Below are 26,989 nucleotides of genomic sequence, written 5' to 3' on the forward strand. Positions count from 1 at the left end.
CTCTCAATGTTCGATGTCCTCGTCTATCTCTTTGAAAACTATGCCGGACCCAACGAGGCGCCGAAGGATCCGGACGAGCTGCGCGCGCGGCTCGCCGATGCCGGTTTCGAGGGCGACGAGATCGACGAGGCGCTCTCCTGGCTCGACACACTCAGAAACGCCGAGGCCCTTTCCCCTTCGTGGCGCATCCCCCCCGCCGGCGGCAGCGTGCGCATCTTCACCGAAGAAGAACGGCAAGTCCTGGGAACCGCCGGCCAGAATCTGGTCTACTTCCTCCAACGCCACGGCGCCATCGACGAGGCGCTGCGTGAGGCCCTCATCGACCGCGCCCTGGAATTCGGCGCGACGCCGCTCGATCCGGATGATTTCAAGGTGCTCGCGCTGATGGTGCTGTGGCAGCATGAACGGGAACTCGATCCCCTCGTCGTTGACGAACTGCTGCGCGTCGAAGACGACGAAGACGCCGAACCGCCGCGGCTGCACTGAACCCATGGGCAAGAAACTCATCATCGCCGAAAAACCCTCCGTTGCGCAGGACATCGCCCGTGCGCTCGGCGGATTCCACAAAGAAAAGGATTACTGGGAGTCCGAACAGTACGTCCTTTCCTCGGCCGTCGGTCACCTGCTCGAACTCAAGGCGCCAGAGGAATACGAAGTCAAGCGCGGCAAGTGGAGCTTCGCCAATCTGCCGGTGATTCCGCCGCGCTTCGATCTGCAACCCATCGCCAAGAGCGAGGATCGGCTCAAACTCCTGCTGCGCCTTGCCAAGCGCAAAGACGTCGACGGGCTCATCAACGCCTGCGACGCCGGGCGCGAAGGCGAGCTCATCTTCAACTACATCGTGCAGTACGGCAAGATCGACAAACCCGTGCAGCGCCTGTGGCTGCAATCGATGACGCCGCAGGCGATCCGCGAGGCCTTCGCCCACCTGCGCTCGGCCGAGGAGATGGAAGGGCTGCGCCAGGCCGCCGTGAGCCGCGCCGAGAGCGACTGGCTCATCGGCATCAACGGCACGCGCGCCATGACCGCCTTCAACTCCAAGTCGGGGGGCTTTCACCTCACCACCGTGGGCCGGGTGCAGACGCCCACGCTCGCCATGGTCGTCGAGCGCGAACGCCAGATCCGCGCCTTCCGGCCCCGCCCCTACTGGGAAGTGGAAGCCACCTTCCGCGCCGCGGCCGGCACCTACACCGGCCGCTGGTTCGACGAAAAATTCAAGAAGCCCGAGGGCGACGAACACGCCAGCCCCTACCGTCTGTGGGAGCGGGAGCGCGCCGAAGCCATCCGCGATCGCGTCCTGGGCCAGCCGGGCGCGGTCGAAGAAACCGCCAAGCCCAGCACCCAGATCGCCCCGCCGCTCTTCGACCTCACCAGCCTGCAGCGCGAGGCCAACGCCCGCTTCGGCTTCTCCGCACGAAATACCTTGGCCATCGCCCAGGCGCTCTACGAGCGGCACAAGGCGCTGACTTATCCCCGTACCGATGCCCGCGCGCTACCAGAGGACATGATCGGCACCGTGCGTGAGGTAATGGCGCAGCTGCCGCCGGAATACCAACCCTTCGCCAGCAAGATCCTCACTCAGGGCTGGGTTAAACCCAACAAGCGCATCTTCGACAACGCCAAGGTGTCGGACCACTTCGCCATCGTCCCCACAGGGGTGGTGCCCAAAGGGCTGTCCGAACCCGAGCAGAAGATCTTCGACCTGGTCACGCGACGCTTCCTTGCCGTCTTCTATCCGCCGGCCGAATACCGCGTCACTACCCGCATCACCCGGGTGGGCGAGGACGCCTTCAAGACCGAAGGCAAAGTACTGGTCGCCCCGGGCTGGCTCGAGGTCTACGGCAAACGGGCCGCCGGCGAGGGCGAAGGGGAACTCGTGCCCGTCGCCGCCGGCGAGACGGTGCACACCGAGGCGGTCGAGATCAAAGATCTGCACACCAAGCCGCCAGCGCGCTACACCGAAGCCACGCTCCTCTCGGCCATGGAAGGAGCGGGCAAGCTCGTCGAAGACGAAGAGCTGCGCGCGGCCATGGCCGGGCGCGGGCTGGGGACACCCGCCACGCGGGCCCAGATCATCGAAGGGCTGCTCGAAGAAAAATACCTCGTGCGCGAAGGGCGCGAGCTCGTGCCCACCGCCAAAGCCTTCTCGCTCATCACCTTGCTCAAAGGTTTGGGCATCGACGCCCTCACCTCGCCCGAACTCACCGGCGAGTGGGAGCACAAGCTCGCCCTGATGGAGAAGCGGCGGCTCGCGCGCGAAGAGTTCATGGCCTCGATCGCGCGTATGGCGCAGGACATCGTCGAACGCGCCAAGCGCCACGAATCCGACACCGTGCCCGGAGATTTCGCCACCTTGCAGGCTCCCTGCCCCAAGTGCGGCGGCACCGTGCGCGAGACCTACAAGACCTTTCAATGCGATCAGTGCGGCTGGTCGATGTGGAAAATCATCGCCGGCCGGCAGATCGACGTGCCCGAAGCCGAGACGCTGCTCACCCAAGGCCGGATCGGCCCGCTGGAGGGCTTTCGCAGCCGCCTGGGGCGGCCATTCGCCGCCGAATTGGTGCTCGACGAGGCCAAACAGCCCACGTTCGCCTTCGCCGTCGAACCGCCGGAGGAAGCGCCGGCGGATCTGGGCGAGCGCGAATCGCTCGGGCAGTGCCCCAAGTGCGGCGCGCCGGTGGTCGAGCATGGCACGAGCTACGTGTGCACCAAATCACTCGGTGCCGACAAGACGTGCGATTTCCGTAGCGGCCGCACCATCCTGCAGCAGCCGATCGAGCCGGAGCAGATGAAGAAGCTGCTTTCCACGGGCAAGACCGATCTCCTCACCGGCTTTGTGTCGGCGCGCACACGGCGCAAGTTCTCCGCCTACCTCGTGCGCCAACCCGACGGCAAGATCGGCTTCGAATTCGAACCGCGCGAAGCGTCTGAGAAGAAAGGGCGTCCTGCGACCAGGAAGAAAGCCAAGGCCGCGGAGACGTCGTGAGGGTCTGAAGCCGTCCGCTGGACGGCTTTTTCATTCCGGCCGCAAATCGAGCCGCTCGAGCAGGGCATCGTCGCGTGCGACGTCCGGGTTCCCGGCGGTGAGGAGTTTTTCGCCGTAGAAGAGGGAATTGGCCCCGGCGTAGAAACACAACGCCTGGAGCTCGTCGCTCATTTGGCTGCGACCGGCCGAGAGACGCACGTAGCTGTGCGGCAGGGCGAGCCGGGCGACCGCGATCGTGCGCACGAGCTCGAACGGGTCGATGGGAGGCGCGTCGGCAAGCGGCGTGCCCGGGATGGGAATGAGCTGGTTGATGGGTACCGATTCCGGCTGGGGGTCGAGACCGGCCAGGAGTGCCAACATGGAGATGCGATCCTCCCGCGTCTCGCCCATGCCGAGGATGCCGCCACAGCAAACTTTGATGCCGGCTTCGCGCACTGCCTCGAGCGTGCGCAGGCGGTCACTGAGGGTATGCGTGGTGATCACCTTGCCGTAATGCTCCGGCGAGGTGTCCACGTTGTGGTTGTAATAATCCAAGCCCGCCTCCTTGAGGCGGGCGGCCTGGGGCGCCGAGAGCATGCCGAGCGTGACGCAGGTCTCCAAACCCAGCGACTTGACCGCCGCGACCACCTCCGCCACCCGTTCCAGGTCTTTCTCCTTGGGCGCGCGCCAGGCGGCGCCCATGCAAAAGCGCGTGGCGCCGGCCGCCTTGGCCTGCGCTGCATGACGCACGATGGTCTGCGTATCGAGCAAAGGCTCGCGCGCGTGTGCGTGATGGCGCGCCGACTGGGCGCAGTAGCCGCAATCTTCGGAACATCCCCCCGTCTTGATCGACAGCAGGGCCGAGCGCTGGATGCGCTGGCCGGGAAAATGGCGCCGGTGGGTTTCGTGGGCGCGATGCAGCAGCTCGAAGAAGGGGAGTTCGAACCACTCACGCACTTGGGCTTTGCCGATCGTTCGCATGGGAGCATCTGCAACTTCTGTCATGATTTTCTCCAAATATAGGTAAACGTCTTCGATTTTACGTCAACTTCTGCGATCGTGTACGATTTTTTTCACGGAAATGCCTCATAGCACACGGGGAGGCGCAAAAAGACAGACCCCGGGCTCGCACAGGGCGAGGCCGGGGTCTAAAGAAGCGGGGAGAAACGAATTGGATTACTTGGCGGCGGTGGCGCCCTGGGTCCGCCACGCGAGCAGGCCGTTGCGGAAAGCGTGGCTCGCGTCTTCGTAGTAGGCGATGGCGCGGCGCACCAAGGGATCTTCCGGCATCGCCCGGCGTTCGTGCTCTGCATCTGCCGCGGCATTCTCGCGCAGGCGGATCTTCTTGCGCGGGCTGAGGATCGCCAAATCCTTGCCGTCGAAAAGCCCCAGATGCTGGTAGTTGCCGATGAGGGCGCGCCCTGGGCGGGTCTCGTCGCGCAGCACGTCGCGTCCGTAGAAGGTGGAGACGTAGTCCATGTGCAGCAGCCCGAGCAGGGTGGGCGCGAGGTCGATCTGGCTTGTCAGCGTCGAGACCTCGCGCGGGGTGATGAAACCGGGCGCGTAGATGAAGAGCGGGATGTGGTAGTTCGCCACAGGGAGGTCTTCATGGCCGGCGCTGCCGGCAGTGTGATCGGCGAGGAAGACGAAGATCGTGTCCTTGAACCAGGGTTTGTCGCGCGCCTCGCGCAGGAACTTGCCGATGGCGTAGTCGGTGTATTTCACCGCCCCGTCGCGCCCCTTGCCCGAGGGGATGTCGATGCGTCCGTCGGGATAGGTATAGGGACGGTGGTTCGAGGTGGTCATGAGGTGCAGGAAGAAGGGTTTGCCGGCGGCGTGATCCTGGTCGGCCACTTTCATCGCCTGGGCGTAAAGATCCTCGTCGGCCATGCCCCAGGCGTTCTTGAAGTGGATCTCGGACTCGGGCACGCTGCTCTGGTCGACGATGCGGTAGCCGTTGCCGCTGAAGAAGGCGTTCATGTTGTCGAAATAGCCGCGCCCGCCATAGACGAAGACGGCGTCGTAGCCTTTGGCCACGAGCTGCTGCCCCAGGCTGGCATAGCCGCTCTCGCGCCCGATGCGCTTGACGATGGAACGGCCCGGCGTGGGTGGTACCGACAGAGTGACCGCCTCCAGACCGCGGTCGGTGCGGGTGCCGGTGGCGTAGAAGTTGTTGAAATAGAGGCTTTCGCGGCGCAGGGCGTCGAGGTTGGGAGTGAGTCCGCGCGGATCGCCGTTACTGCCGAGGAACTTGGCGCTGAGGCTCTCCACCGTCACGAGAATGATGTTGCGCCGCAGCTCCGGGCCGCCGTTGACGATGCGCCGGCGTGGGTCGAGGGGATCCTGGCCGAGGAAGGTCGCGTTGGGCTCGGCGAGCTCCTGGCGCAAGACCGGTCCCGTCTCGGATTCGGGCAGAGTGGCGTAGAAACGACGATAGTCGATCTCGTTGTTGCGAAACGCCGCGAAGAATTGATAGGGTCCGTTGCCGGAGAGCTCGCGCAGATAAGTGTTCTGCTCCTGCCCCATGGGGAAATCCTGGTCGACGAAGGCTGCATCGAGCGCGGCGAGCGCGAGTAACCCGGCGAAGGCAGCAAGGCCCGGTTTGAGCGCAAGGGGTGGGGCATCCAGCGCGCGGGCGATCACCCGGCGCAGGGCGAAGGTCAGCGCCACCGCGAGCACGGCAAGCCCTGCGATCAGCGGCCCCACGGGGTAGGATTCGCGGATGTTGTCGATCACCTCCGTGGTGTAGACGAGGTAATCCACGGCGATGAAGTTGAACCGCGCACCGAATTCGTCCCAGAAAAAGTATTCGGCCGTGGCCACGAAGAGCATGGCGAAGAGGCTCGAGGCCGTGAGCGCGTGGAGAAAGGCGCGGTGGGCCCGCGTGGCCCACAGCCGGTTGGGACACAGCACGAAGAGGTAGAAGGCGAGCGGCAGGGCCGCGTAGACGAGGAAAGCGAGGTCGTAAGCCAGGCCGACGCCGTAGAGGCGCAGCACATCGAGCGGCGTGTTCACCGCTTCGGCCGGATGCAGCAGAAGCAGCGCCGTGCGGGTGAGGAAGAAGACGAGCAGCCAGGCGAGAAGGATCAGCGAAAGGAATCGGGCTTGAGCGTGACGAGGCAGCGGCATGATGCGGGAAGCCAAAGGAAATCGGATGCGCAGCGTAGCGGAAGCCTCGTCAAGAAACCGTCAACGCTGGGGCGAGGAAACGAAATGAAACGAAGGAATCAGCCTGGCACGCAGCAGGGTTGCCATCACAGGGTTGTCATCAAATTTTGCAGAAACATCTTTGCGGCACTTGACTATGGTGCCTTGTGCGCCTATCATGCGCCCATGAATCAACTTAGAATACAGAAACAAGATTACAGCGCCATGAATGTTGTGCTGGGCGATATCGCAGAAATCCGCATGGGCTACTCGTTCCGCAGCCGCCTGGAAACGGATGCGGAAGGCGACGTCGCCGTGATTCAGATGAAGGACATCGATGACGCGAACTTGCTCCACCCCGAGGGCTTGGCGCGCATCCAGATGCCCGACCTGAAAGACCGGCACCTGGTTCAGGAGGGGGACCTGCTGTTTCGGTCACGGGGAGTGACCAATTCGGCTGCGCTCGTTGGTAGAGGCATTGGCCGCGCCGTGCTGGCTGCGCCGATGCTTCTGATCCGGCCGAGGACCGAGATCGTCGAGCCCGCCTACCTGCAGTGGTTCATCAACCACCCGGCTACTCAGGCCGCACTTGCCGGGCAGGCGACCGGAACGGCCGTGAAGATGATCGGCAAGGGGGTGCTCGATGGCCTCGAGGTTGCCCTGCCGCCGCTTGAGCGGCAGCGACTCATCGTCGAGATCGCACAGCTCGCGACGCGAGAGGCGGCCTTGCTGGAGGAATTGAGGGGGCGCCGAAAGGCGCTGATCGAAGGAATCCTGCTGCGGCAAGCCACACAAGCATGAACCAAGAGAACCATAGGAACACGCCATGACCGAAAAACTGTCACAACAAGAAGTCAACGCCATCGCCTGGGCCGCGTGCGACACGTTCCGGGGCGTGGTCGATCCCGCGCAGTACAAGGACTACATCCTGGTGATGCTGTTCCTGAAGTACATCAGCGACCTCTGGAACGACCATTACGCCCAATACAAGGCCCAGTACGGCGATGACGACGAACGTATCCGCCGCAAACTCGAGCGCGAGCGCTTCATCCTGCCCTATGTCGAGTTGAAGGAGGACGATCCGCAGACCGGGGAAAGCCGCGTCATCGACCGCTTTCTGGGCGACTTCAACGCCCTGTACGAGCGCCGAAACGAACCCAACATCGGCGAGCTGATCAACATCGTGCTCGACCACATCGAGGACGCGAACAAGACCAAGCTCGAAGGCGTTTTCCGCAACATCGACTTCAACAGCGAGGCCAACCTCGGCAAGGCCAAGGACCGCAACCGCCGCCTGAAGACCTTGCTGGAGGACTTCGCCAAACTCGATCTGCGCCCCTCGCGGGTGACCGAAGATGTCATCGGTAATACCTACATCTACCTCATCGAACGCTTCGGGTCGGATGCCGGCAAGAAGGCGGGCGAGTTCTACACGCCCAAGATGGTCTCGCGTCTCTTGGCCGCCTTGGCCAACCCCAAGCCCGGCGATCGTATCTGTGATCCCTCCTGCGGTTCCGGCAGCTTGTTGATCGAAGCCGCTCAATGGGTCGAGGCCCAAGGCAGCCACGACTACGCCCTCTTCGGCGAAGAGGTCAACGGCGCCACCTGGGCCCTGGCGCGCATGAACATGTTCATCCACAGCAAGGACGCCGCCCGCATCGAGTGGTGCGACACGCTCAACAGCCCGGCGCTGATCGAAGGCGACCGGCTGATGAAGTTCAACGTGGTGGTCGCCAATCCGCCGTTTTCGTTGGACAAGTGGGGGGCGGAGCACGCCGACCACGACCGCTTCAACCGCTTTTGGCGCGGCGTGCCTCCCAAGTCCAAGGGTGACTGGGCCTTCATCACCAACATGATCGAGCGCGCCCTGCCCCAGGAAGGCCGGGTCGCGGTCGTCGTTCCGCATGGGGTGCTCTTTCGCGGCGGCGCCGAAGGACGCATCCGCCGCGCCATGATCGAAGAGAACCTGCTCGATGCCGTCGTCGGCCTGCCGGGCAACCTGTTCCCCACCACCTCGATTCCGGTGGCCATCCTGCTGTTCGACCGTGCCCGCGAAAAAGGTGGCCCGCGCGAACATGTGCGCGACGTGCTCTTCGTCGACGCCAGCCGCGAGTTCATCCCCGGCAAGAACCAGAACCAGCTTTCCGAGGCGCACTTTCAGAAGATCGTCGCGACCGTGGCCGAGCGCCGCAATGTGGACAAATACGCCTACGTCGCGTCGCTGGACGAGATCGCCAACAACGACTTCAATCTCAACATCCCCCGTTACGTCGACACCTTCGAGGAAGAGGAGGAAATCGACGTCGCCGCCGTGCAGCGCGAGATCGAGCAACTGGAACGGGAACTCACCGAGGTGCGCGCCCGTATGCGCGAGCATCTGAAGGCGCTGGGCGTGGAGGGCGTATGACCCACAAGCGCACCGCCCCCCCGCCGCCCGCAAACGGCACGCTACGCATTCGCGCCAGCACCGCCGAGTTTCTCATCTTCACCCAGCAGACCGGTGAGCAAAGCATCGAGGTGCGCTACCAGGACGAGACCATCTGGCTCACCCAAAAGCTGATGGCCGCGCTCTTCGACGTGGACGTGCGCACCATCAGCGAGCACCTGCGCAACATCTTCGCCAGCGGCGAGCTGGACGAATCCGAAGTTGTCCGGAATTTCCGGATAACTGCTACCGACGGAAAGCAGTACCAGACCAAGCACTACCACCTGGACGCCATCATCTCCGTGGGCTACCGTGTCAACTCGGTGCGCGCCACCCAGTTCCGCCGCTGGGCCACCCAGGTCCTGCGTGAGTTCGCCATCCGGGGCTACGTGCTGGACAAAAAGCGGCTGGAAAACGGTACCTTCCTGGGCAAGGACTACTTCCAGCGCCTGTTGGAAGAGATCCGCGAAATTCGCCTCTCGGAGCGGCACTTCTACCAGAAGATCACCGACATTTACGCTACCGCCATCGATTACGATGCCAGCGCCCCCACCACCCGAGCCTTCTTTGCCAAGGTGCAAAACAAGCTGCACTACGCCATCCACGGTCAGACGGCCGCCGAACTGATACGCGCCCGCGCCGACGCCAGCAAGCCCCACATGGGACTGATCACTTGGGACAAAGCGCCCCACGGCCGCATCCTCAAAAGCGATGTCGTGGTGGCCAAGAACTACCTGACCCAGGACGAACTGCAAGCGCTGGGGCGGCTGGTCAACAGCTACCTTGACCTGGCCGAAGACCGCGCCCGCCGCCAAATCCCCATGACGATGGAAGACTGGGCCAGGCAACTCGACCGCTTTCTGGAGCTGACCGAACGCGGCATTCTGCAAGACGCAGGCAGCATCAGCGCCGAAGCCGCCCGCGCGCACGCGGAAAGCGAGTTCGAGAAATATCGTCGTATTCAGGAGGCGGAGTACGTGTCCGACTTCGATCGGACAGTGCGCAAGCGGCTGGTCGCCGACGCCGAAGATGTGTGGGCGTTGGAGCGGATTGAGCGGCAGCTCGAGAACAAGGAGCGGAAAAAGAAATGAAACACAAAACAATGCCGCTCGGCAGCATTGCAATCATCACTTCAGGTGGAACTCCGGATCGCAAGAACTCCGAATACTGGAATGGAGACATCCCTTGGGTCAAGACTGCACAAATCCAGAACAAAGTCATCACGGGTGCAGATATTGATGAATGGATTACCGCAAAGGGTTTGAGTGAGTCATCGGCCAAGATGATTCCTCGGGGGACCATCTTGATGGCTATGTACGGCCAAGGCAAGACTCGTGGCCAGGTTGCGGTCCTTGGCATCGATGCCGCCATTAACCAAGCGTGCGCAGCGATCTTACTCAAAGATGGGGTTGATCGTGACTACGTTTTTCAGCAGCTCCTCTATCGCTATAACGCGATCCGGGCTTTGAGCAATATGGGAAGCCAAGAAAATTTAAATGCAGACTTGATCCGAGAAATTGCATTCCCGATTCCGCTGCTCGATGATCAAAGAAGGATAGCTGGCCTGCTTAAGGATTGGGACACCGCCATCGAAACCACCGAGCGCCTGATCGCGGCGAATGATGCGTATATTGGTGCCGTGAGGGCGCGCCTATATCGCCGAAGACCGGGTTGGATTCGACACAGACTCGGCGACTTCCTTCAGGAAACCAAGGTTCTGCACGGCGATGGCGATTATGTGATTGGTTCGGTCGGCAAGAACGGCATCAAGCCTCGTAACGAGGTGTACTCAAAAGATTTAACAAGAAACTATGAGCGTAATCTCTTGGTTAAGCCCGGCTGGCTGTGCTTCGGTTTGGCGAGTGATTGCATGGCATTCGGTGTCAATTCGACCGATCAAACTTACAGCGTCAGTCCTGCGTATCGCACTTTCCTAATCAAAGGGGCGGATCCATGCTTTTTCGAAGACTATTTGCGCGTATTCAATGCTCGTTTGAGCAAACGGTTCCTGATTACCTCGGCACGCCAAGGAAAATCTATTGATTTTGAAGGTCTCTTCAACACCGATTGCTACTTCCCATCCCTTGAGGAACAACAGCAAATTGCCAGCGCCGTCCTCCTCATGCGCGAGGAGCTCGATCGTTTCCGCCAGTTACTCGACGCTCTCAAGCGCCAAAAACGCGGCCTGATGCAGAAGCTGCTCACGGGCGAGTGGCGCGTGCCTGTTGATGAAGGAGAGAACGTATGAAAAGGCGCAAACCACGGATGGCGATTGCCTACGATTTTGACGGCACGCTGGCTCCAGGCAATATGCAGGAACATCAGTTTCTTCCAGACATTGGTATGAAGCCCCATGAATTCTGGAAGGAGGTGCATGCGATTGCCAAAGAACACCAAGCAGACGAAGTGCTCGTATACATGAACCTCATGCTACGTAAAGCTGCAGCCGCCGATGTGCCTGTGCGCCGTGAAGACTTCAAAGCACGTGGCCGATCTATTCAGTTGTTTGATGGCGTGAAAGAGTGGTTCAAACGGCTTAATGAATACGCGAAAGGTAAAGGCATAGAGCTGAATCACTACCTTGTCTCGTCGGGTAATGAAGAGATTTTTGCAGGGACGCCTATTGCAAAAGAATTTAAAGCCGTATATGCATCCAAATACCTTTTTGATGCCAATGGTGTGGCCCAGTGGCCCGCATTAGCAATCAACTACACTACAAAAACACAGTTTTTATTCCGAATTAATAAGGGCATTGAGGACATTAGCGATAACGCTGGGGTCAATCGCTATGTGCCAAAAGAGAAACGTCCGGTGCCATTTGAGAATATGGTGTTCATTGGCGACGGAGCTACCGATATACCCTGTTTCCGTTTGGTGAAAGACCAGGGCGGGCTTTCGATTGCTGTCTATACGCCTAACAAAAAAGGTGGCAAAGAAAAGGCATCGGGATACCTGAACGACGGTAGAGTTCATGCAGTGTTGCCAGCGGTCTATACCGAAAATTCGGAGCTGGACAAGCTGCTCAAGGCTCAGATCGATCTCGTTGCGAGCCGTCATGCGCTCCGGGGTTTACTGTGAGGAGCAGGCAAATGAGTGGTTTTCAGTTCAACGAAAAATACCTCTCGCAAATCCCCGCCCTGCAATTGCTCATCAATCTGGGCTACACCTACCTCACGCCCGAGCAGGCACTGGCTGCACGCGGTGGCAAGCCGGGGCAGGTGCTGCTGGAGGAAGTCCTGCGCGAGCGGCTGAAGAAGAACAACCGCATCCAGTACAAGGGGCAAAGCTACCTCTTCTCCGAGGAGAACATCCAGACCGCCATCCAGCGCCTGAAGAACGTCAAGTACGACGGCCTGCTGAAGACCAATGAGGCGATCTATGACTTGCTGACCCTGGGCGTGTCGCTGGAGCAGTCCATCGAGGGTGACAGCAAGAGCTTTACCCTCCACTACATCGACTGGAAAAACCCGGCCAACAACGCCTATCACGTGACGGCCGAGTTCCCGGTCGAGCGCACGCGAAGCCAAGAGACCTGCCGCCCGGACATCGTGCTGTTCGTCAATGGCATTCCGTTTGCCGTCATCGAGTGCAAGTCGCCGAGGGTCGAGGTCGGCCAGGCGGTGTCGCAGATGATCCGCAATCAGCGCGAGGAGTACATCCCGAAGCTTTTTACCTACACTCAGTTGCTGCTGGCCACCAACAAGAACGAAGTACGCTATGCCACAACGGGCACGCCTGCGAAGTTTTGGGCCTTTTGGCGCGAAAACATTCCAGTGGAGGAACTGCAGGCCGTGCTCGATAAACCCCTGCCTGCCGAGGCCAAGGCGGGGTTGTTCGACCTGATTTGGGATGGCAAATCCCTGCGCGAGCCGGAAGCGGGCAAAGCATGGGCGATCACCGAGCAAGACCGCATGCTCTATGCCCTGTGTCGTCCGCAACGTCTGCTCGACCTGGCGTTTCGCTTCACCGTGTTCGACGGCGGCGTGCGCAAGGTCGCCCGGTATCAGCAGTTCTTCGCCGTCAAGCGGGTGCTCGAGCGGGTCAAGCATCGGGACGACGTGGGACGACGCTTGGGGGGCATCATCTGGCACACGCAGGGCTCGGGCAAGTCGCTGACGATGGTGATGTTGGCCCGCGCGCTGGCTCTGGACCCGGATATCCGCAACCCGCGCATCGTGCTGGTGACGGACCGGGTAGACCTCGACAAGCAGCTCGGCAATACCTTCGCCGCCTGTGGCCTGACGCCTGACCGGGCGGCCAGCGGACGCCACCTGCTGGAGTTGGTGTCCGAGAACAAGGCGCACATCGTCACCACCCTCATTCACAAATTCGACAAAGCGCTGTCGATCAGGAAGCACGTCGAGGAGTCGGCCGACGTCTTCATCCTGGTCGACGAGAGTCACCGCACCAACTTCGGCGGCTTTGCCGCACGTATGCGCCAGATGTTCCCGATGGCGTGCTACCTGGGCTTTACTGGGACGCCGCTGATGAAGAAGGAGAAGAACAACTTTGCCAAGTTCGGGGGCTTGATCGACGCCTATGCCATCAATCAAGCCGTCAAGGATGGGGCGGTGGTCCCGCTGCTCTACGAGGCGCGGCATGTGGAGATGGAGCAGAACGAAAAGGCCATCGATACCTGGTTCGAGCGCCACACGCAAGGCCTTACGGACGCGCAAAAGGCCGACTTGAAGAAGAAGTACAGCCGTGCGGAGATGCTCAACAAGGCCGAGCAGGTGATCTACATGCGCGCCTTCGATATCAGCGAGCACTTTCGTCAGAACTGGCAGGGCACGGGTTTCAAGGCGCAGCTCGTCGCCCCGAGCAAGGCGGCCGCGCTGACCTACAAGAAGTTTCTCGAGGAGATCGGGCACGTGACCAGCGAAGTCATCATCTCGCCCCCGGATACCCGTGAGGGCTTTGATGCGACAGACGATGAACCGACCGACGAAGTCGTCGCTTTCTGGGAACGGATGATGAAACGGTATGGCTCCGAAGAGGAGTACAACAAACAGATCATCAACCTGTTCAAGCACAGCGACGAACCGGAAATCCTCATCGTCGTCGACAAGCTGCTGACCGGCTTCGACGCGCCCCGCAACACGGTGCTGTACCTGACGCGAAAACTGCGCGAGCACACGCTGCTTCAGGCCATCGCGCGCGTGAACCGGTTGTATGACGACGACGAGGGCACGAAACCCAAGGAGTTCGGCTACGTCATCGACTACGTGGGTATTCTGGGTGAGCTCGATCAGGCACTGACCACTTATAGCGCACTCGACGGATTTGACGAGGACGATCTGGCGGGGGCCTTGGTCAGCATCCATGAAGAAGTGGCCAAACTGCCTCAGCGCCACGCCGATCTTTGGGATCTCTTCAAGGAGGTCAAGAACCAGCACGACGAAGAAGCCTACGAGCAGCTGCTGGCGGACGAAAAACGACGCGAGTCGTTCTATGAGCGACTGGCGGCCTACGGCAAGACATTGTCGATCGCGCTGTCGTCCGAACAGTTCATCGCATCGACGCCCGAGAAGAAGCTCCAGTCCTACAAAAATGACCTCAAGCGGTTCACGAACCTGAAGGCGTCCGTCAAGCTGCGGTATGCCGAATCGGTGGACTACCGGGACTTCGAACCGAAGATCAAGAAGCTGCTGGATACGCACATTTCGGCGAACGAGGTGGTGCGCTTGAACGAACCCGTGAACATCTTCGACGAGAAGGCGTTCAAGCAGGTGATCGAAGAACAAGGGCAGACCAAGACCACGGCCGCCAAGGCGGACATGATCGCGCACGCGACCAAGAAGGCCATCAGCGAGCGCCTGGAGCAGGACCCCGCGTTCTACGAGAAGTTCTCGAAGCTCATCCAGCAGGCCATCGACGATTTCCGGGCCAAACGCATCTCCGATCTGGAGTACCTGAACAAGGTCGGTGAGATCAAGGACGCGGTGGTCAACCGGCGCAGCGACGATGCCCCGGCGCAGTTGGCCGGTCACGACCATGCCCTTGCTTTGTATGGCATTCTCAAGCCCTATGTGTTTGGCCACGTGAAAGAGGAAGAGGCGGCAGCAACGCTGGCTGCCGACGCTGCCATCGACATCTGGTCGATCATTCAACGAAACAAGAAGGTGGGCTTTTGGGACGACCTGGACGCACAACGTCGAACCATGAACGAGATCGACGACTACCTGTACGACGAAGTCAAGGGCAAAAAGGGGGTGCCGCTGAGCATCGGCGAGATGGACGACATCATCGACCGGACGATGCAGTTGGCCAGGCACCGGATGGTGGTATGAGCGACAGAATCGGCTCGGTCTGTTACGGCGATGAGGTCATCCGTTATGAGGTCGTCGAGCGCCCGTCGAGACGGACATTGGGTATCGAGGTTCACCCGGGTGGGCGCGTTCTCGTGCTGGCGCCAAGCGGATGCGATGACGCCACCATTGACGAGAAACTTCGCTTGCGCGCAGGGTGGATTAGCCGTCAACTGGAAACGTTCTCGCGGTATGAAAGACACACCGCGCCCAGGCAGTATCTGAGCGGTGAATCGCACCGCTACCTGGGACGGCAGTACCGGCTGCGCGTCAAGGCCAACGACCCGCACGCCCGTCAGGAACAGGTGAAACTGACCCGGGGGGAGATGTGGGTCATCGGCCCCGGGGACTTGCCCCCATCGAAGGTGAAAGCGCTGCTGCGACGTTGGTATCTTGAGCGAGCCCGTGAAGTGTTCGATACGGTGCTGACGGATGTCTTTGATACGTTCAAACGACTTGGGCACGAGAGGCCGCGCATCGTCGTGCGCGAGATGCGCAGCCGATGGGGAAGCTTGTCTCCTGGTGGGCAGATGACCTTGAACTCACGGCTGGTGCAAGCCCCACGCCCCTGTGTCGAGTATGTGATCGTGCACGAGCTGTGCCACCTGATTCACAAGAATCACAGCTCGGAATTCTTTGCTTTGCTCGGGCTGGTCCTGCCAGACTGGCAGGCACGCAAGCAAAGGCTCGAACAGGCCCTGCTCTGACTGCCTTTCAGGTCCCGGACGATTGCGCGGAATTTTTATGTGTCGGGTCCCGGAGCCTCCCGGGGGATGTGGCATCAGCGCAGTTTGCGATAAAGCGTGCGCTCGCTGATGCCCAGGCGGGCGGCCAGGGCCTTTTTGTCGCCGCCCAGCCGCTCGAGTGCGCGATGCAGATAACGTCGTTCGAGTTCGGACAAGGGAACGATCCCGTCGTCGGCCGCATGGGCCGGTCCGCCGGAGGGGCCGTCGGCGAATCCGGTCAGATGCCATGGTTCGATCAGCTCGCCGTCTGCGAGCAGAAGCGCTCGTTCGAGGAGGTTGCGCAGTTCGCGCACGTTGCCGGGAAAATCGTGCTCCCTCAGGCGGGACATGGCTGCGGCGCTCAGGCGCACGCTGCGTTGGGGTGCGAGGCGCTCGAGGAGGTGGGCAACAAGCAGCGGCAGATCCTCGTGCCGTTCGCGCAACGGTGGCAAGCGCACGGGAAAGGCGCTGATACGGTAATAGAGGTCGCGGCGGAACGTGCCTTCTTCGACCATACGCCGTAGATCGCGGTGGGTGGCGGCCACCAGGCGGAAATCCGAGCGCAGCATCTCGATCCCGCCCACCCGACGGTAAGTGCCCGTTTCCAGCAATCGCAGCAGTTTGACTTGCTGGGTCAGCGGCAAATCGCCGATCTCGTCGAGAAAGAGGGTTCCCCCGTCAGCCACTTCGACCAAGCCGGCTTTGCGCTGCGTGGCGCCGGTAAATGACCCCTTCTCATGCCCGAACAGTTCTGATTCGAAGAGCGCCTCGGGTAGCCCAGAACAATCCACCGGCACGAAAGGCCGGTCACGGCGAGGAGAAAGGTGGTGCAGCGCCCGGGCGGCCAATTCTTTGCCCGTGCCCGATTCCCCCAGTAGCAGCACCGGCGTGTGCGTCGGGCCGGCTCGTTCGAGCAGTTCCAGCATTTGGAGAAAGGCAGGAGCGTTGCCCACCATGCCCAAGGCGGGTGAGGGGATCCCTTTGCTGCCGAGAAAACGCATCGTTTCGACGAAGAGCGTCGTCTGGCCTCTGTCGTCTTTCAGCGGCAGGATTTCGACTTCGACGAACTCCTCTCCGCGCGGCGTGTGATGGCGATGGATCACGCGGCTGCGTTGGCCGTTTTTCCATGCTTGCTGCCGGGGGCAGGATTCGCCGCAGTGATCGCAGGGTCGGTCGAAACGATGCGATACCTCGTAGCAGGTTCGCCCGATCACGCAGGAGGTTTCGCCAAATTCCCGTCGATAGGCCGCATTGGCCGCGAGGATGCGGTAGGTGGTATCGACCACGATGCGCGGTTCGGGCAAGGATTCGAGCAGCTGGAGCAGTTCGGTGGGCAAGGACATGGCTGACATACCTGTCAAATTTTGGAGCTTATTTTGACATTTTTGACAAAACGAGGGTCAAGAAAAAGAAGGTGGTGATGAGGGAGCAGGGGAGACAAGATATTGAATCTTCGCGATCAAATCCCGATTGCACCAAAAATCGCTTACGGTAGCACGAAATTTGCTATCATATCAAGATGACCCGGGTCCCATGTTTATCTTTTTGAATTTTCTCAATTTTTTGACCATGGTCAATTGACGCGCCCGACCATGGCCTACTACCATGGCCGGCGTCGTGTTCGAGGAGGACGTCGATGGAAACGAAAACGCTCGCCCGGCGATTGCGTCGCGAGATCGCCGTGGTGCTGTTGCTCAAGCTCTTCCTGCTCACCGCCTTGTGGTGGGGGTTCATACGAGATGCACGGGTCACGGTGGCGCCGGAGGGAATGCAGACCCACCTTGCCGGAGTTCCCCGGGCCGCTTCTGCTCCTTCCCATCCTTCCCCTGCCCAGGAGTTGCAACCATGAGTGAGACGCTCGTCGATCTCTCGCGCCTGCAGTTCGCCGCCACGGCGATGTACCACTTCCTGTTCGTGCCCCTCACCCTGGGGCTCACCTGGATGCTGGTAATCATGGAATCGCTCTACGTGATGACCGGCAAACAGGTCTACCAGGACATGGTGAAATTCTGGGGCAAGCTCTTCGGCATCAACTTCGCCCTCGGCGTCACCACCGGCATCACGATGGAATTCCAGTTCGGTACCAACTGGGCCTATTACTCGCACTACGTGGGTGACATCTTCGGGGCGCCGCTGGCCATCGAAGGGTTGATGGCCTTCTTCCTCGAGTCGACCTTCATCGGCCTTTTCTTCTTCGGCTGGAACCGCCTGTCCCGCACCCAGCACCTTTTGGTGACGCTGCTCATGGCCGTGGGGACCAACCTCTCGGCGCTGTGGATCCTGGTAGCCAATGGCTGGATGCAAAACCCGGTGGGCTCGGAATTCAGTTTCCAGACCATGCGCATGGAAATGACGAATTTCTGGGACGTGATCTTCAACCCGGTGGCGCAGGCGAAGTTCGTGCATACCGTCTCGGCCGGCTACGTGACCGGTGCGATGTTCGTGCTCTCGATTTCGGCCTATTATCTGCTCAAGAAGCGGGATCTCGAATTCGCCAAGCGCAGCTTCCGCGTGGCGGCCGCCTTCGGCTTCGCTTCGGCCTGTTCGGTGGTGGTGCTCGGGGATGAATCCGGCTACACCATGGCCGAGAAACAGCAAAGCAAGCTCGCGGCGATGGAGGCGATGTGGGAGACCGAGCCGGCGCCGGCCGGCCTCAAGCTCATCGCGGGCATCGACGAAGCCGATCAGCGCAATACCTGGGAGCTCGAGATCCCGTGGGTGCTCGGCATCATCGGCACCCGCTCGCTCGACACCCCCCTTCCCGGAATCAAGGAGATCATCGCGCGTAACCGCGAACGGGTCGAATCCGGGGTGGAGGCGGTCAAGGCTCTGAACGTACTGCGCCGCGACGCGTCCGATTCCCAGGCGCTGGCGCTCTTCGAAACCCACAAGCAGAACCTCGGTTTCGGGCTGCTCACGCGCAAATACGTGGCGGATATCTCGCAGGTCACGCCCGAGATCATGGACAAGGCCGCCGCCTCGACGGTGCCACCGGTGAAGCCTCTTTTCTGGACCTTCCGCATCATGGTGTTGTTGGGCTTTTCCTTCATCGCCCTCTTTGCGGTGGCGCTGTGGTACAGCGTCAAGGATACCTTCACCGAGAAACGCTGGCTGCTGCGCTGGGCGCTGTGGTTCTTGCCCTTGCCCTGGATCGCGTCCGAGATGGGGTGGTTCGTCGCCGAGTATGGCCGCCAGCCCTGGACGATCGCCGAAGTGCTGCCCACCCACCTTTCCGTCTCCACCCTGTCGGTGCAGAGCCTCTACGGGTCGCTCGCCGGTTTCGTAGGTTTCTACACACTGCTCCTGATCGTCGAGCTCTACCTGATGTTCCGCTTCGGACGGCTGGGGCCTTCCTCGCTGGGTACCGGACGCTATCACTGGGAACGCCAAGGCGCGATGCAGTCTGCCTGAAAAATCCTATCTCGGGAGAGGAACATGCTGGATTATGAAACCCTGAAGGTCATCTGGTGGCTGCTCGTCGGTGTGCTGCTCGTCGGCTTCGCCGTGATGGACGGGCACGACATGGGGGTGGGGACGCTGCTACCCTTCGTCGGCAAGGACGACACCGAGCGGCGCGTCATCATCAACACCGTCGGGCCGCATTGGGACGGTAACCAGGTGTGGTTCATCACCGGCGGCGGGGCGATCTTCGCCGCCTGGCCGCTCGTCTATGCCACGGCCTTCTCGGGCTTTTACTGGGCGATGCTCGCGGTGCTGTGGGCGCTCTTTTTCCGTCCGGTGGGGTTCGATTATCGCAGCAAGATCGACAACGCCACTTGGCGCACAACCTGGGACTGGGGGCTTTTCGTGGGCGGGGCGGTGCCGCCGCTCATCTTCGGGGTGGCGTTTGGCAACCTGCTGCAGGGTGTGCCGTTTCACTTTGACGCCAACCTCGTGCCGTACTACGAGGGATCCTTCTGGGGGCTGCTCAATCCCTTCGCACTGCTCGCCGGCGTGGTGAGCTCGGCCATGATCACCTTCCACGGCGCCGTTTATCTGGCGCACCGCACGGAAGGGGACATCCAGCAGCGTGCGATACGTGCCGCGCTCCTCTTTGGCGTGATCGCACTCGTGGCGTTTGCCGCTGCCGGGGTGTGGGTGCAGAGTATTCCCGGCTACGTGATCGCTGCCGGAGCCGATCCGGCCGGATTGCCCAACCCGCTCGCGAAGGAAGTCGTGCGCGAGGCGGGTGCCTGGATGGTGAACTATCGGCATCAGCCGCTGCTGTGGGCCGTGCCGGCGCTCGCCTTCCTGGGCGGTCTGGCGGCGCTGTGGGCGGTACGTGCCGGCCGCACCTTCTTCGCTTTCTGGGCCTCGAGCGTGATGATCGCTGGCGTCATCGGTACAGCGGGCGTGGCGATGTTCCCCTTCATCCTGCCTTCCTCGAGCGATCCCCGCTCCTCGCTCACCGTGTGGGATTCGGTCTCGAGCCATCTCACGCTCACGGTGATGTTCTGGGCCACCGTCATCTTCATGCCGCTCATCATCGCTTACACGTCGTGGGCCTACAAGGTGATGGCCGGCAAGGTGACGAAGGCTTATATCCTGGAAAACGAGAAGCAGGCGTACTGAACGGCTACAACCCGCGGCGAGGCATCCGGCTTCGCCGCACCGGATCGAAGGAGCTTCGTATGTGGTATTTTGCGTGGGCGTTGGGCGTGGGTTTTGCCGTCCTCTTGGCCATCGTGGTCGGCCTGTGGTGGGAAGCGCAGGAAGAGGCAAGGAAAAAACGGTCCCGCTCGCAGGGCGAGACTCATGCCACCTGAGGCAGTGCCTGGCAGGGAGGATGCCCGGTCGGCCTCGATCCAGCCGCTCGCGCTGGGGGTGGGGATCGCCTTGATGCTGGTGGGCAGTTTCCGTCCCGATTGGCTGGCCGAGGCATCCGGCAAGGCCAACCATGGTCTGGCGATGTTGTGGTTCTGGGCCATGGCGGCCGGTTTCGTGCGCGGGGTGGGGTTCATCCCGCGCTTTTGGCTTTGGCGGTGGCTCTTCTCCGGTTGGGCGGCGTTCGCGGCGCTCGCCGGGGCGCTGGCGTGGCGCTTTGCCGGCGCCGCCGTGATATAGTCGAACCGGTTACGGATGCTTTTTCCCGCGGTGCCCGGCAAGCCTCGGCCTGCAGGCCGGGATCGGTGCTCGCGGACGCCGTAGGCGTCCTTTGGGCGGTCAGCGTGGTGTCTGCTGCTGTTCAATGTACTGCCGGATGATCTCGATAGGTGCGCCGTCACCGCCTCCGGCGAAGTACAGCGTGCTTAAATAGGTGGTGAGCGCCGTAGACATCCCCCGAATTTAGGCGGAGGAGGATGTCAACCTGCTCATTGTGCTGCTGCTGGTGCGTATCGCCCTCACCGCGGCACGGCACGAGATCTGCGTGGAGGGGGGCATTGAAGAAAAACGCCCGGCGCCGGGGGCACCGGGCGCGGCAGGCGCTCAGATGACCCCCTGCGCGAGCATGGCGTCGGCCACCTTGGCGAAGCCGGCGATGTTGGCGCCGTCGCTGTAGCTGACGGTGCCGTCCTCGCGCCGGCCGTATTGCAGGCAGGCCTCGTGGATGCCTTGCATGATCTTCTTGAGCCGCGCGTCGACCTCCTCGCGGGTCCAGGAAAGGCGCATGGCGTTTTGGCTCATCTCCAGGCCGGAGGTGGCCACGCCGCCCGCGTTGCTCGCCTTGCCCGGCGCGTAGAGCACGCCGCGGTGCTCGAAGATCTTCACCGCCTCCGGGGTGCAGGGCATGTTCGCACCCTCGGCCACCGCCACCACGCCGTTTTCCACCAACGTCATCGCGTCGTCAGCGTCGAGCTCGTTTTGCGTCGCGCAGGGAAGCGCCACGTCCACCGGCACGTTCCACGGCTTGGCGCCCGGAATGAAGGTGGCGCCGACGAGTTGGGCGTATTCGGAGACGCGCCCGTAGCGGTGGTTCTTCACCTCCATGAGGATGGCGAGCTTTTCCGGCGTGAATCCTTCCTCGTCGATCACCGTGCCGCTCGAATCCGAGCACGTGACAGGCTTGGCCCCCATCTCCATGAGTTTCTCGATGGCGTACTGCGCGACGTTGCCCGAACCCGATACCGCCACGCGCATCCCCTCCAGGCTGCGACGGGCGTGGCGCAGCATCTCGTCGACGAAATACACCGTGCCGTAGCCGGTCGATTCGGGTCGGATCAGCGAGCCGCCGTAGGAGAGCCCCTTGCCGGTGAAGACGCAGGAAGAATCGTTGGTGAGCTTTTTCATCATACCGACCATGAAGCCGACCTCGCGCCCGCCCACGCCGATGTCCCCGGCGGGAACGTCGGTATCCGCGCCGATGTGGCGGTAGAGCTCGGTGATGAAGGCCTGGCAGAAGCGCATCACTTCACCCGGGCTCTTGCCCTTGGGATCGAAGTCGGAGCCGCCCTTGCCGCCGCCCATGGGCAGCGTCGTGAGGGCGTTCTTGAAGGTCTGTTCGAAGGCGAGGAACTTGAGGATGGAGAGGTTCACTGAGGGGTGGAAACGCAGTCCGCCCTTGTAGGGGCCGATGGCCGAGCTGTGCTGGATGCGGTAGCCGCGGTTGACCTGCACTTCACCGTGGTCGTCGACCCAGGAGACGCGGAACATGATGACGCGCTCGGGTTCGACGAGACGCTCGAGCAGCGCGTGCTGCGCGTAGCGCGGATTCTTCGTGATGAACGGCCACAGGCTCTCCATCACTTCGGTCACCGCCTGCAGGAACTCGGGCTGACCGGGGTTGCGTTGCGCAACGTTGTCGAGAAAGCTTTGCAGCGTGGGGTATTTCATGCTTGGCGCCTTTCAGGGTGGGAACAACGGGTCGGTGCGCGGCGCACGCCCTTCGCTTCGCACCAAATCTGGTAATTATCGCACCGTTGTGGTGACGAAATGCACTCTTTGTGTTCAAAAGGTGCAGTTTCAGCCAAGACCCATCCGGCGTGGCAGCCACAGCGCGCTGGCGTGCCGAGGCGCTCTCCCAACCCGTTGGCGAGCGGTCTGGTTGCATTGACCTGAAAACTCGCTAAAATTTGATTCCTTACTTCATTACTTTCGGAGATTGCCATGCTGGCCAAGCGCACGAGCAAGAACCAGGTCACTTTGCCCAAGGCCATCGTCCAGACCGTGGGCGAGGCCGACTACTACGACGTCACGGTTCAGGACGGCAAGATCGTGCTGACGCCGGTTCGCCTGCAGCAGGCCGACGCGGTACGGGCCAAGTTGGAAGAACTGGGCATCACGCAAGATGACGTGGCTGAGGCCATCGCCTGGGCGAGAAAGCGCACATGAGCAGCATCCCGCGCGTTGTCCTCGACACCAACTGCCTGGTTTCGGCCCTGATCTTCTCGCGGGGTAAGTTTGCTTGGCTGCGCGAGGCATGGCAGGCCAAGCACTTCATCGCGTTGGCCAGTCGCGACACGGTCAGCGAACTGCTGCACGTCCTTGCCTACCCCAAGTTCAATCTGAGTCAGGACGAGCAAGAAACGTTACTGGCTGAATTTCTGCCGTTCGTGGAAACCGTCAAGGTCGAGGCAAGGCCCGGGGGGCTGCCGGAGATTCGTGATCCCGATGATGTGATCTTTCTGGCGCTCGCCGCCGTGGCTCAGACTGATGCCTTGGTCAGTGGCGACAGCGACCTTCAGACGGTCAGAGACCAGTTTCACATTCCCATCTTCACGGTGGCCGAGTTTGCCGACTGGCTACCCGCTCACCGCCGTCGATAATCCGGCGCGAGCCGCGGCTGCTGATCCCACAGCGCGTTCCAATAATTGGGTGTCCCTTTGTTCGTCCCTTTGTTCGTTTCATTTCTTCATCATTGGCCCTTTCGCTTGCTGGGCAACGGCGCTTGCCCTACACTGAACGTTATGCCTGTCTTGCATCAATATCGAGACGTCCGGATCTTGATGTATCTGGATGATCATCCTCCGCCCCGTGTTCACGTAAAGCTGCGCGATGGGCGCGGCGAGTGCCTCGTCGAGCTCGATATAGTGGTGAGATCAAGGGGCGGATCGCTGTGCGAGACATCCGCGAGGCGTTGGACTGGATCGAGGCCAACCGTGTGTTCTTGTTCGAGCAGTGGTACAGGAGCAGATCATGAGTGCGTTTTTCGTTCCGCGACTCACGGCCGTCGAAGCCTTGGCCCCATACCGCCTGCGTACCTATTGGAACACGGGCGAAGTGCTCGACGTCGACATCGGTGAGCGTCTTCGCCGGATTGCGGCGCTTGCTCCCGTGCTCGATCCTACCGTTTTTACTCGGGTGCACCTGGCCGAAGGGGGTGGGGCCATCGAGTGGTTCGACACCGCGTTCGGGGCGGACAACGTTTATGCCTAGGCCAAGGAACAGGCCGGCGAGGTAAGCCACGAAATGTTCGCCGACTGGATGCGGCGCAACCGCCTATCGCCGAGCGAAGCGGCCGACGCTTTGGGCATCAGCCTGCGCCGCGTGAGTGACTATCTTCGGACCCGCAAGCCGATTCCGCGGGCGATCTGGCTCGCTTGCTTGGGTTGGGAAGCGACTCGCCCCACCCAAGGAAAGGCGCTGCCGCGGCAAGTCGGAGTCGTGCCGGCTTGATTGCTTATCATCAGCGCCAACGCTTCCTTAACGTCCATGGGCACGATGCCGTCGTCGGTGACCAGCCCTCGCCACTTCATCTCTTCGTACCGGTAGGGATCTCGGCGGTTGGGGATCAGCGCGTACTGCACCTTGAGCAGCTGCGACTGGGCTTCGACGCTGAGGTTGCCGTCAGCCTCGTAGCGGCGTTTGAAAGCGTCACGGTACTTGGGCAGGACGTTGCCGAAGTCGTCCAGGCAGTCGGTGACGCCGGGGATGAAATGCTTGACCAGCCCCCAATGGCCCATTCGGTAGGCGCCGGCCTGGAAGACCACCTCGTCGTGCAGTCGCTTCAGATCGGGCGAGCGCTGCTGGTAGGCGGCAGCAAAGGCTTCCAGTGCGTCGGCCAACTTCGGCGCACCATCGTCAAACGCCAGCAGTGCGCGCCAGTTGGCCGCCAGCGTGAGCAAGCGCTGGCGCTCTTTGTCGGAATACGGCGCGCGCAGAGCACCTTTTCCAGCGTTTTGACTTGGCTGGACAGGCGGCTGAGCTCCCGGTTGACCAGGGTGGCAACCAGGGCGGGATCGAATTTTTTGACGTCACTACCCCACCACCCACAGCACATTCATCCCCGCCATGCTCGCATCCGGCAGCCCGACCACGTCGATCACCCAAAAGAAAGGGGGTGTCCCTTCATCATCATGGCACCAAACAGGCAATGCATGGGCGCGGAAGTCGGTGGCGGGGTGGAACTGTCGCCATTTTGATATACTCATATATCAGTTTGACGAGGAGCCGAAACATGCTTGCCGTGCGACTACCCCCCGAGATCGAAGAACGCCTCGAAAAGCTGGCGAAGACCACCGGGCGCACCAAGACCTACTATGTCCGCCAAGCCATCCTCGAGTACCTGGACGATCTCGAGGACTTGTACCTTGCGGAACAGCGCCTGATCGACCTTCGTGCAGGCAAAACCAAGGCCGTGCCTCTCGAAGAAGTGATGAAGCGCTATGGCATGGAAAAATGAAAGGGATTTACCGCAAATCGGGGATGCGATAGCTTTGTAATGTGAGGCGTTACGTTAACTAAGGTCGCCGTAGAGAATTGGTGATCAAGGGCTGACCCTCTCAAACCAATTCCCCGGCACAGATCCGGACGTGCGCTGCTAACGCATCCGGCTCTTGCGTTGAGTCAGACGCGCAGACGTTCGTTCGGGTGTGGGTGGACGATGCGCATCGAGGGAACCCACTGGCCGATGATGAGCTGCATCTTCTGCCAGTTGAGCCGTACTGCCTTTTGACTGCGTCGGCGCAGGGCTCGAAACCAGGCGCGGCACGCTTGAGTGCGTACCGCGTTCAGTGCCCCGATATTGCCGGGGACACCGAAGTAGTTGGCAAATCCTTGCAATGCCTGCCTGAGATACTGGCCTTGTGCCGCTACGGGGATATGCCGGTTGGCCAACAGCCACTTCTTCAGGTCAGACAGGAATGCACGCAGCCGCTTGCTCTGGGTCGTGCGATGCACGGTGAAGCGGCCATCGCTGCGGCGTTTGCCGCATAGGTGCGTGAAACCAAGGAAAGCAAAAGTTTCGGGTTTTCCCTCTTTGCGCTTGGCCCGGTTTTCTGCGGCATAGCGGCCAAATTCGACCAGCCGGGTTTTCTCCGGGTGCAGTTTCAGTGAGAATTTGGCTAGCCTCTCGGTCAGCGCTCGTCTGAAACGGTTTGCATCGTCGCGGTACTGAAACCCCAATACCGCATCATCGGCATAGCGCACGATATACACGTCCCCACGCGCCTGTCGTTTGCGCCATGCCTCTACCTACAGATCGAGGCTGTAGTGCAGGTAGATGTTGGCCAGCAAGGGCGAGAGCACGCCCCCTTGCGGGGTACCCGATCGGGTCGGGTGCCACTGCCCCTCTTCCGCTACCCCTGCGCTGAGCGTTTGCTCGATCAGTCGGAGCACGCGGCGATCGGCAACCCGGTGTGCCACGAATTTCATCAGCCACCCATGGTCGACACTGTCGAAGAAGGTGCTGATGTCCGTGTCCAGTATCCAGCTGACTTTGCGCTGGGTAAGCGCCACGTGCAGGGCATCGAGCGCATGATGCTGACTGCGCCCGGGCCTGAAGCCATAGCTGAATCCCTTGAAATCGGTCTCGTAGATGGGGTTGAGCAGGAACACCAAGGCTTGCTGGACCAGTTTGTCTTCGACACTGGTGACGCCCAGCGGTCGTTGCCGACCGTCGGCCTTGGGTATCCAGACCCGCCTGACCGGCTGTGGCCGGTAGCGCCCCTCGTGGATGCGGCGATGCAGGTCGTGCAGGCGGGCGTCGAGCTCCTGGCCGTATTCTTCCCAGCTCAGGCCATCGACCCCGCGCGCCGCTTTGCGGTTGAGCGCTTGGTAGGCGCGCCGCAAGAGCTCCACGTCGAGGTGATGCATCAGGTTGTTCAATCGCAGCGTCCGGTCCCGCTTGGCTGCTGCACGTATCCTGTCCAGTCCGCTTTCCGCTTGCCCCGGGCTCTGTGTCCCGGTCACGGGCGTCCGTTCAGGAAATTCTCTCCGCCAAGGCCCTTCGCTCCACAGGCTCCGCCTCTCGGATTCACGGGGTGTTGCTGCGATCCTCTTCAATTTGTTCGCCTGCTTCCTCGCTACTACGGCCTTGTCCGACTCCTCATCACGCTCTGCCTGCCGATCAGTTCTTCACCTTGGGCAGGCAGTGGCATCGCTGCCCCGCGTGTGAGGCCTCCCGGGTTCCGCTCAGAAGACATCAGCACATGCTTCGGGTCTTTACGACTCCGGGGAACCAGGCCACCGCTTGCATGGCGCCGCAGCCTGTGTTGCCTTCCCGATCACCCAACGCGGTCGGCGTTCCCAAGTTTGATTTCGG

Annotated in this window: 24 protein-coding genes and 2 pseudogenes; 18 read left to right on the forward strand and 8 right to left on the reverse strand. The window is 61.4% G+C overall.

Going from position 1 to position 26,989, the window contains the following annotated elements; all coding sequences use genetic code 11:
• Positions 1 to 6 precede the first annotated feature (6 nt).
• Both H607_RS0109840 and H607_RS12585 read left to right on the forward strand, forming a co-directional pair.
• On the forward strand, positions 7 to 486 hold the full coding sequence (locus tag H607_RS0109840; RefSeq protein ID WP_028875295.1) for a Smg family protein: 480 nt from the start codon (positions 7 to 9) through the stop codon (positions 484 to 486).
• Positions 487 to 490: 4 nt separating this feature from the next.
• Positions 491 to 2,986 (forward strand): DNA topoisomerase III, encoded by a 2,496-nt coding sequence (locus H607_RS12585; protein WP_037990282.1) that lies wholly within the window; start codon positions 491 to 493, stop codon positions 2,984 to 2,986.
• 30 nt (positions 2,987 to 3,016) lie between these two features.
• Here H607_RS12585 and bioB read toward each other — a convergent pair whose 3' ends face one another.
• Positions 3,017 to 3,970, reverse strand: a complete 954-nt coding sequence (bioB, locus tag H607_RS0109850; protein WP_037990284.1) for a biotin synthase BioB — start codon at positions 3,968 to 3,970, stop codon at positions 3,017 to 3,019.
• Positions 3,971 to 4,141: 171 nt separating this feature from the next.
• Positions 4,142 to 6,094, reverse strand: a complete 1,953-nt coding sequence (locus H607_RS0109855; protein ID WP_028875297.1) for an LTA synthase family protein — start codon at positions 6,092 to 6,094, stop codon at positions 4,142 to 4,144.
• A gap of 84 nt (positions 6,095 to 6,178) precedes the next feature.
• Between H607_RS0109855 and H607_RS0109860 the strand changes: the two genes are divergently transcribed.
• Genes H607_RS0109860 through H607_RS0109890 form a run of 7 tightly spaced genes read left to right on the forward strand, consistent with a single transcriptional unit; the run spans position 6,179 to position 15,552 of the window.
• Positions 6,179 to 6,913: a restriction endonuclease subunit S gene (locus H607_RS0109860; RefSeq protein ID WP_211218538.1), complete on the forward strand. Its 735-nt coding sequence runs from the start codon at positions 6,179 to 6,181 to the stop codon at positions 6,911 to 6,913.
• Between the two features lie 25 nt (positions 6,914 to 6,938).
• Entirely contained in the window at positions 6,939 to 8,519 is a 1,581-nt protein-coding gene (locus H607_RS0109865) for a type I restriction-modification system subunit M (RefSeq protein WP_028875299.1), read from the forward strand.
• Positions 8,516 to 9,628 (forward strand): virulence RhuM family protein, encoded by a 1,113-nt coding sequence (locus H607_RS12590; RefSeq protein ID WP_051240817.1) that lies wholly within the window; start codon positions 8,516 to 8,518, stop codon positions 9,626 to 9,628. The genes H607_RS0109865 and H607_RS12590 overlap by 4 nt, the downstream gene beginning before the upstream one ends.
• The gene (locus tag H607_RS12975; RefSeq protein ID WP_051240818.1) at positions 9,625 to 10,785 is read left to right on the forward strand and encodes a restriction endonuclease subunit S; all 1,161 of its coding nucleotides are present in this window, start codon (positions 9,625 to 9,627) and stop codon (positions 10,783 to 10,785) included. The genes H607_RS12590 and H607_RS12975 overlap by 4 nt, the downstream gene beginning before the upstream one ends.
• A complete protein-coding gene (locus H607_RS0109880; RefSeq protein ID WP_028875300.1) occupies positions 10,782 to 11,615 on the forward strand; it encodes a haloacid dehalogenase-like hydrolase in 834 nt (277 codons plus the stop codon). The genes H607_RS12975 and H607_RS0109880 overlap by 4 nt, the downstream gene beginning before the upstream one ends.
• 11 nt (positions 11,616 to 11,626) lie before the next feature.
• On the forward strand, positions 11,627 to 14,827 hold the full coding sequence (locus H607_RS0109885; protein ID WP_037990286.1) for a type I restriction endonuclease subunit R: 3,201 nt from the start codon (positions 11,627 to 11,629) through the stop codon (positions 14,825 to 14,827).
• A complete protein-coding gene (locus tag H607_RS0109890; protein ID WP_028875302.1) occupies positions 14,824 to 15,552 on the forward strand; it encodes a M48 family metallopeptidase in 729 nt (242 codons plus the stop codon). Before H607_RS0109885 ends, H607_RS0109890 begins: the two co-directional genes overlap by 4 nt.
• Positions 15,553 to 15,626: 74 nt before the next feature.
• Here the strand turns inward: H607_RS0109890 and H607_RS0109895 are convergent, their stop codons facing one another.
• Complete coding sequence (locus H607_RS0109895; RefSeq protein WP_088178707.1) at positions 15,627 to 16,913, reverse strand: sigma-54 interaction domain-containing protein; 1,287 nt, start codon at positions 16,911 to 16,913, stop codon at positions 15,627 to 15,629.
• Positions 16,914 to 17,206: 293 nt separating this feature from the next.
• Between H607_RS0109895 and cydP the strand changes: the two genes are divergently transcribed.
• Genes cydP through H607_RS0109920 form a run of 5 tightly spaced genes read left to right on the forward strand, consistent with a single transcriptional unit; the run spans position 17,207 to position 20,634 of the window.
• Positions 17,207 to 17,419 carry a cytochrome oxidase putative small subunit CydP gene (cydP, locus tag H607_RS12600; protein WP_037990288.1) on the forward strand — a complete coding sequence of 71 codons (213 nt, stop codon included), beginning with the start codon at positions 17,207 to 17,209 and terminating at the stop codon, positions 17,417 to 17,419.
• The gene (locus H607_RS0109905) at positions 17,416 to 18,981 is read left to right on the forward strand and encodes a cytochrome ubiquinol oxidase subunit I (RefSeq protein ID WP_028875304.1); all 1,566 of its coding nucleotides are present in this window, start codon (positions 17,416 to 17,418) and stop codon (positions 18,979 to 18,981) included. The genes cydP and H607_RS0109905 overlap by 4 nt, the downstream gene beginning before the upstream one ends.
• Before the next feature lie 24 nt (positions 18,982 to 19,005).
• Positions 19,006 to 20,142 carry a cytochrome d ubiquinol oxidase subunit II gene (gene cydB, locus H607_RS0109910; protein WP_028875305.1) on the forward strand — a complete coding sequence of 379 codons (1,137 nt, stop codon included), beginning with the start codon at positions 19,006 to 19,008 and terminating at the stop codon, positions 20,140 to 20,142.
• A 59-nt stretch (positions 20,143 to 20,201) separates the two neighbouring features.
• Positions 20,202 to 20,336, forward strand: a complete 135-nt coding sequence (gene cydX / locus H607_RS13205; protein ID WP_083962020.1) for a cytochrome bd-I oxidase subunit CydX — start codon at positions 20,202 to 20,204, stop codon at positions 20,334 to 20,336.
• Positions 20,326 to 20,634 (forward strand): cyd operon YbgE family protein, encoded by a 309-nt coding sequence (locus H607_RS0109920; protein ID WP_028875306.1) that lies wholly within the window; start codon positions 20,326 to 20,328, stop codon positions 20,632 to 20,634. The genes cydX and H607_RS0109920 overlap by 11 nt, the downstream gene beginning before the upstream one ends.
• A 99-nt stretch (positions 20,635 to 20,733) precedes the next feature.
• On the opposite strand, the pseudogene H607_RS13815 reads toward H607_RS0109920, so the two are convergent.
• Together H607_RS13815 and gdhA are read right to left on the reverse strand one after the other, a co-directional pair.
• Positions 20,734 to 20,820, reverse strand: a pseudogene (locus tag H607_RS13815) (IS200/IS605 family transposase); the annotation flags it as partial.
• 177 nt (positions 20,821 to 20,997) lie between these two features.
• On the reverse strand, positions 20,998 to 22,341 hold the full coding sequence (gene gdhA, locus H607_RS0109930; protein ID WP_028875307.1) for an NADP-specific glutamate dehydrogenase: 1,344 nt from the start codon (positions 22,339 to 22,341) through the stop codon (positions 20,998 to 21,000).
• Between the two features lie 273 nt (positions 22,342 to 22,614).
• On the opposite strand from gdhA, the gene H607_RS0109935 reads away from it, so the two are divergent.
• The 3 genes from H607_RS0109935 (at position 22,615) to H607_RS13545 (ending at position 23,883) form a co-directional block, all read left to right on the forward strand.
• A complete protein-coding gene (locus tag H607_RS0109935) occupies positions 22,615 to 22,839 on the forward strand; it encodes an AbrB/MazE/SpoVT family DNA-binding domain-containing protein (RefSeq protein WP_028875308.1) in 225 nt (74 codons plus the stop codon).
• Complete coding sequence (locus H607_RS0109940; protein WP_245563182.1) at positions 22,836 to 23,273, forward strand: putative toxin-antitoxin system toxin component, PIN family; 438 nt, start codon at positions 22,836 to 22,838, stop codon at positions 23,271 to 23,273. The genes H607_RS0109935 and H607_RS0109940 overlap by 4 nt, the downstream gene beginning before the upstream one ends.
• A gap of 370 nt (positions 23,274 to 23,643) precedes the next feature.
• Positions 23,644 to 23,883: a DUF2442 domain-containing protein gene (locus H607_RS13545; protein WP_211218539.1), complete on the forward strand. Its 240-nt coding sequence runs from the start codon at positions 23,644 to 23,646 to the stop codon at positions 23,881 to 23,883.
• A 119-nt stretch (positions 23,884 to 24,002) separates the two neighbouring features.
• Here the strand turns inward: H607_RS13545 and H607_RS13550 are convergent, their stop codons facing one another.
• Positions 24,003 to 24,572, reverse strand: a complete 570-nt coding sequence (locus H607_RS13550; protein ID WP_211218540.1) for a hypothetical protein — start codon at positions 24,570 to 24,572, stop codon at positions 24,003 to 24,005.
• Positions 24,573 to 24,704: 132 nt separating this feature from the next.
• A complete protein-coding gene (locus tag H607_RS13410) occupies positions 24,705 to 24,878 on the reverse strand; it encodes a hypothetical protein (protein ID WP_157381296.1) in 174 nt (57 codons plus the stop codon).
• A 26-nt stretch (positions 24,879 to 24,904) separates the two neighbouring features.
• On the opposite strand from H607_RS13410, the gene relB reads away from it, so the two are divergent.
• A complete protein-coding gene (relB, locus tag H607_RS0109955) occupies positions 24,905 to 25,129 on the forward strand; it encodes a type II toxin-antitoxin system RelB family antitoxin (RefSeq protein WP_028875311.1) in 225 nt (74 codons plus the stop codon).
• Between the two features lie 100 nt (positions 25,130 to 25,229).
• On the opposite strand, the pseudogene ltrA reads toward relB, so the two are convergent.
• A pseudogene (ltrA, locus tag H607_RS12610) lies at positions 25,230 to 26,730 on the reverse strand (group II intron reverse transcriptase/maturase).
• Positions 26,731 to 26,989 lie beyond the last annotated feature (259 nt).

The organism is Tepidiphilus margaritifer DSM 15129, from assembly GCF_000425565.1.
Taxonomy (GTDB): domain Bacteria; phylum Pseudomonadota; class Gammaproteobacteria; order Burkholderiales; family Rhodocyclaceae; genus Tepidiphilus; species Tepidiphilus margaritifer.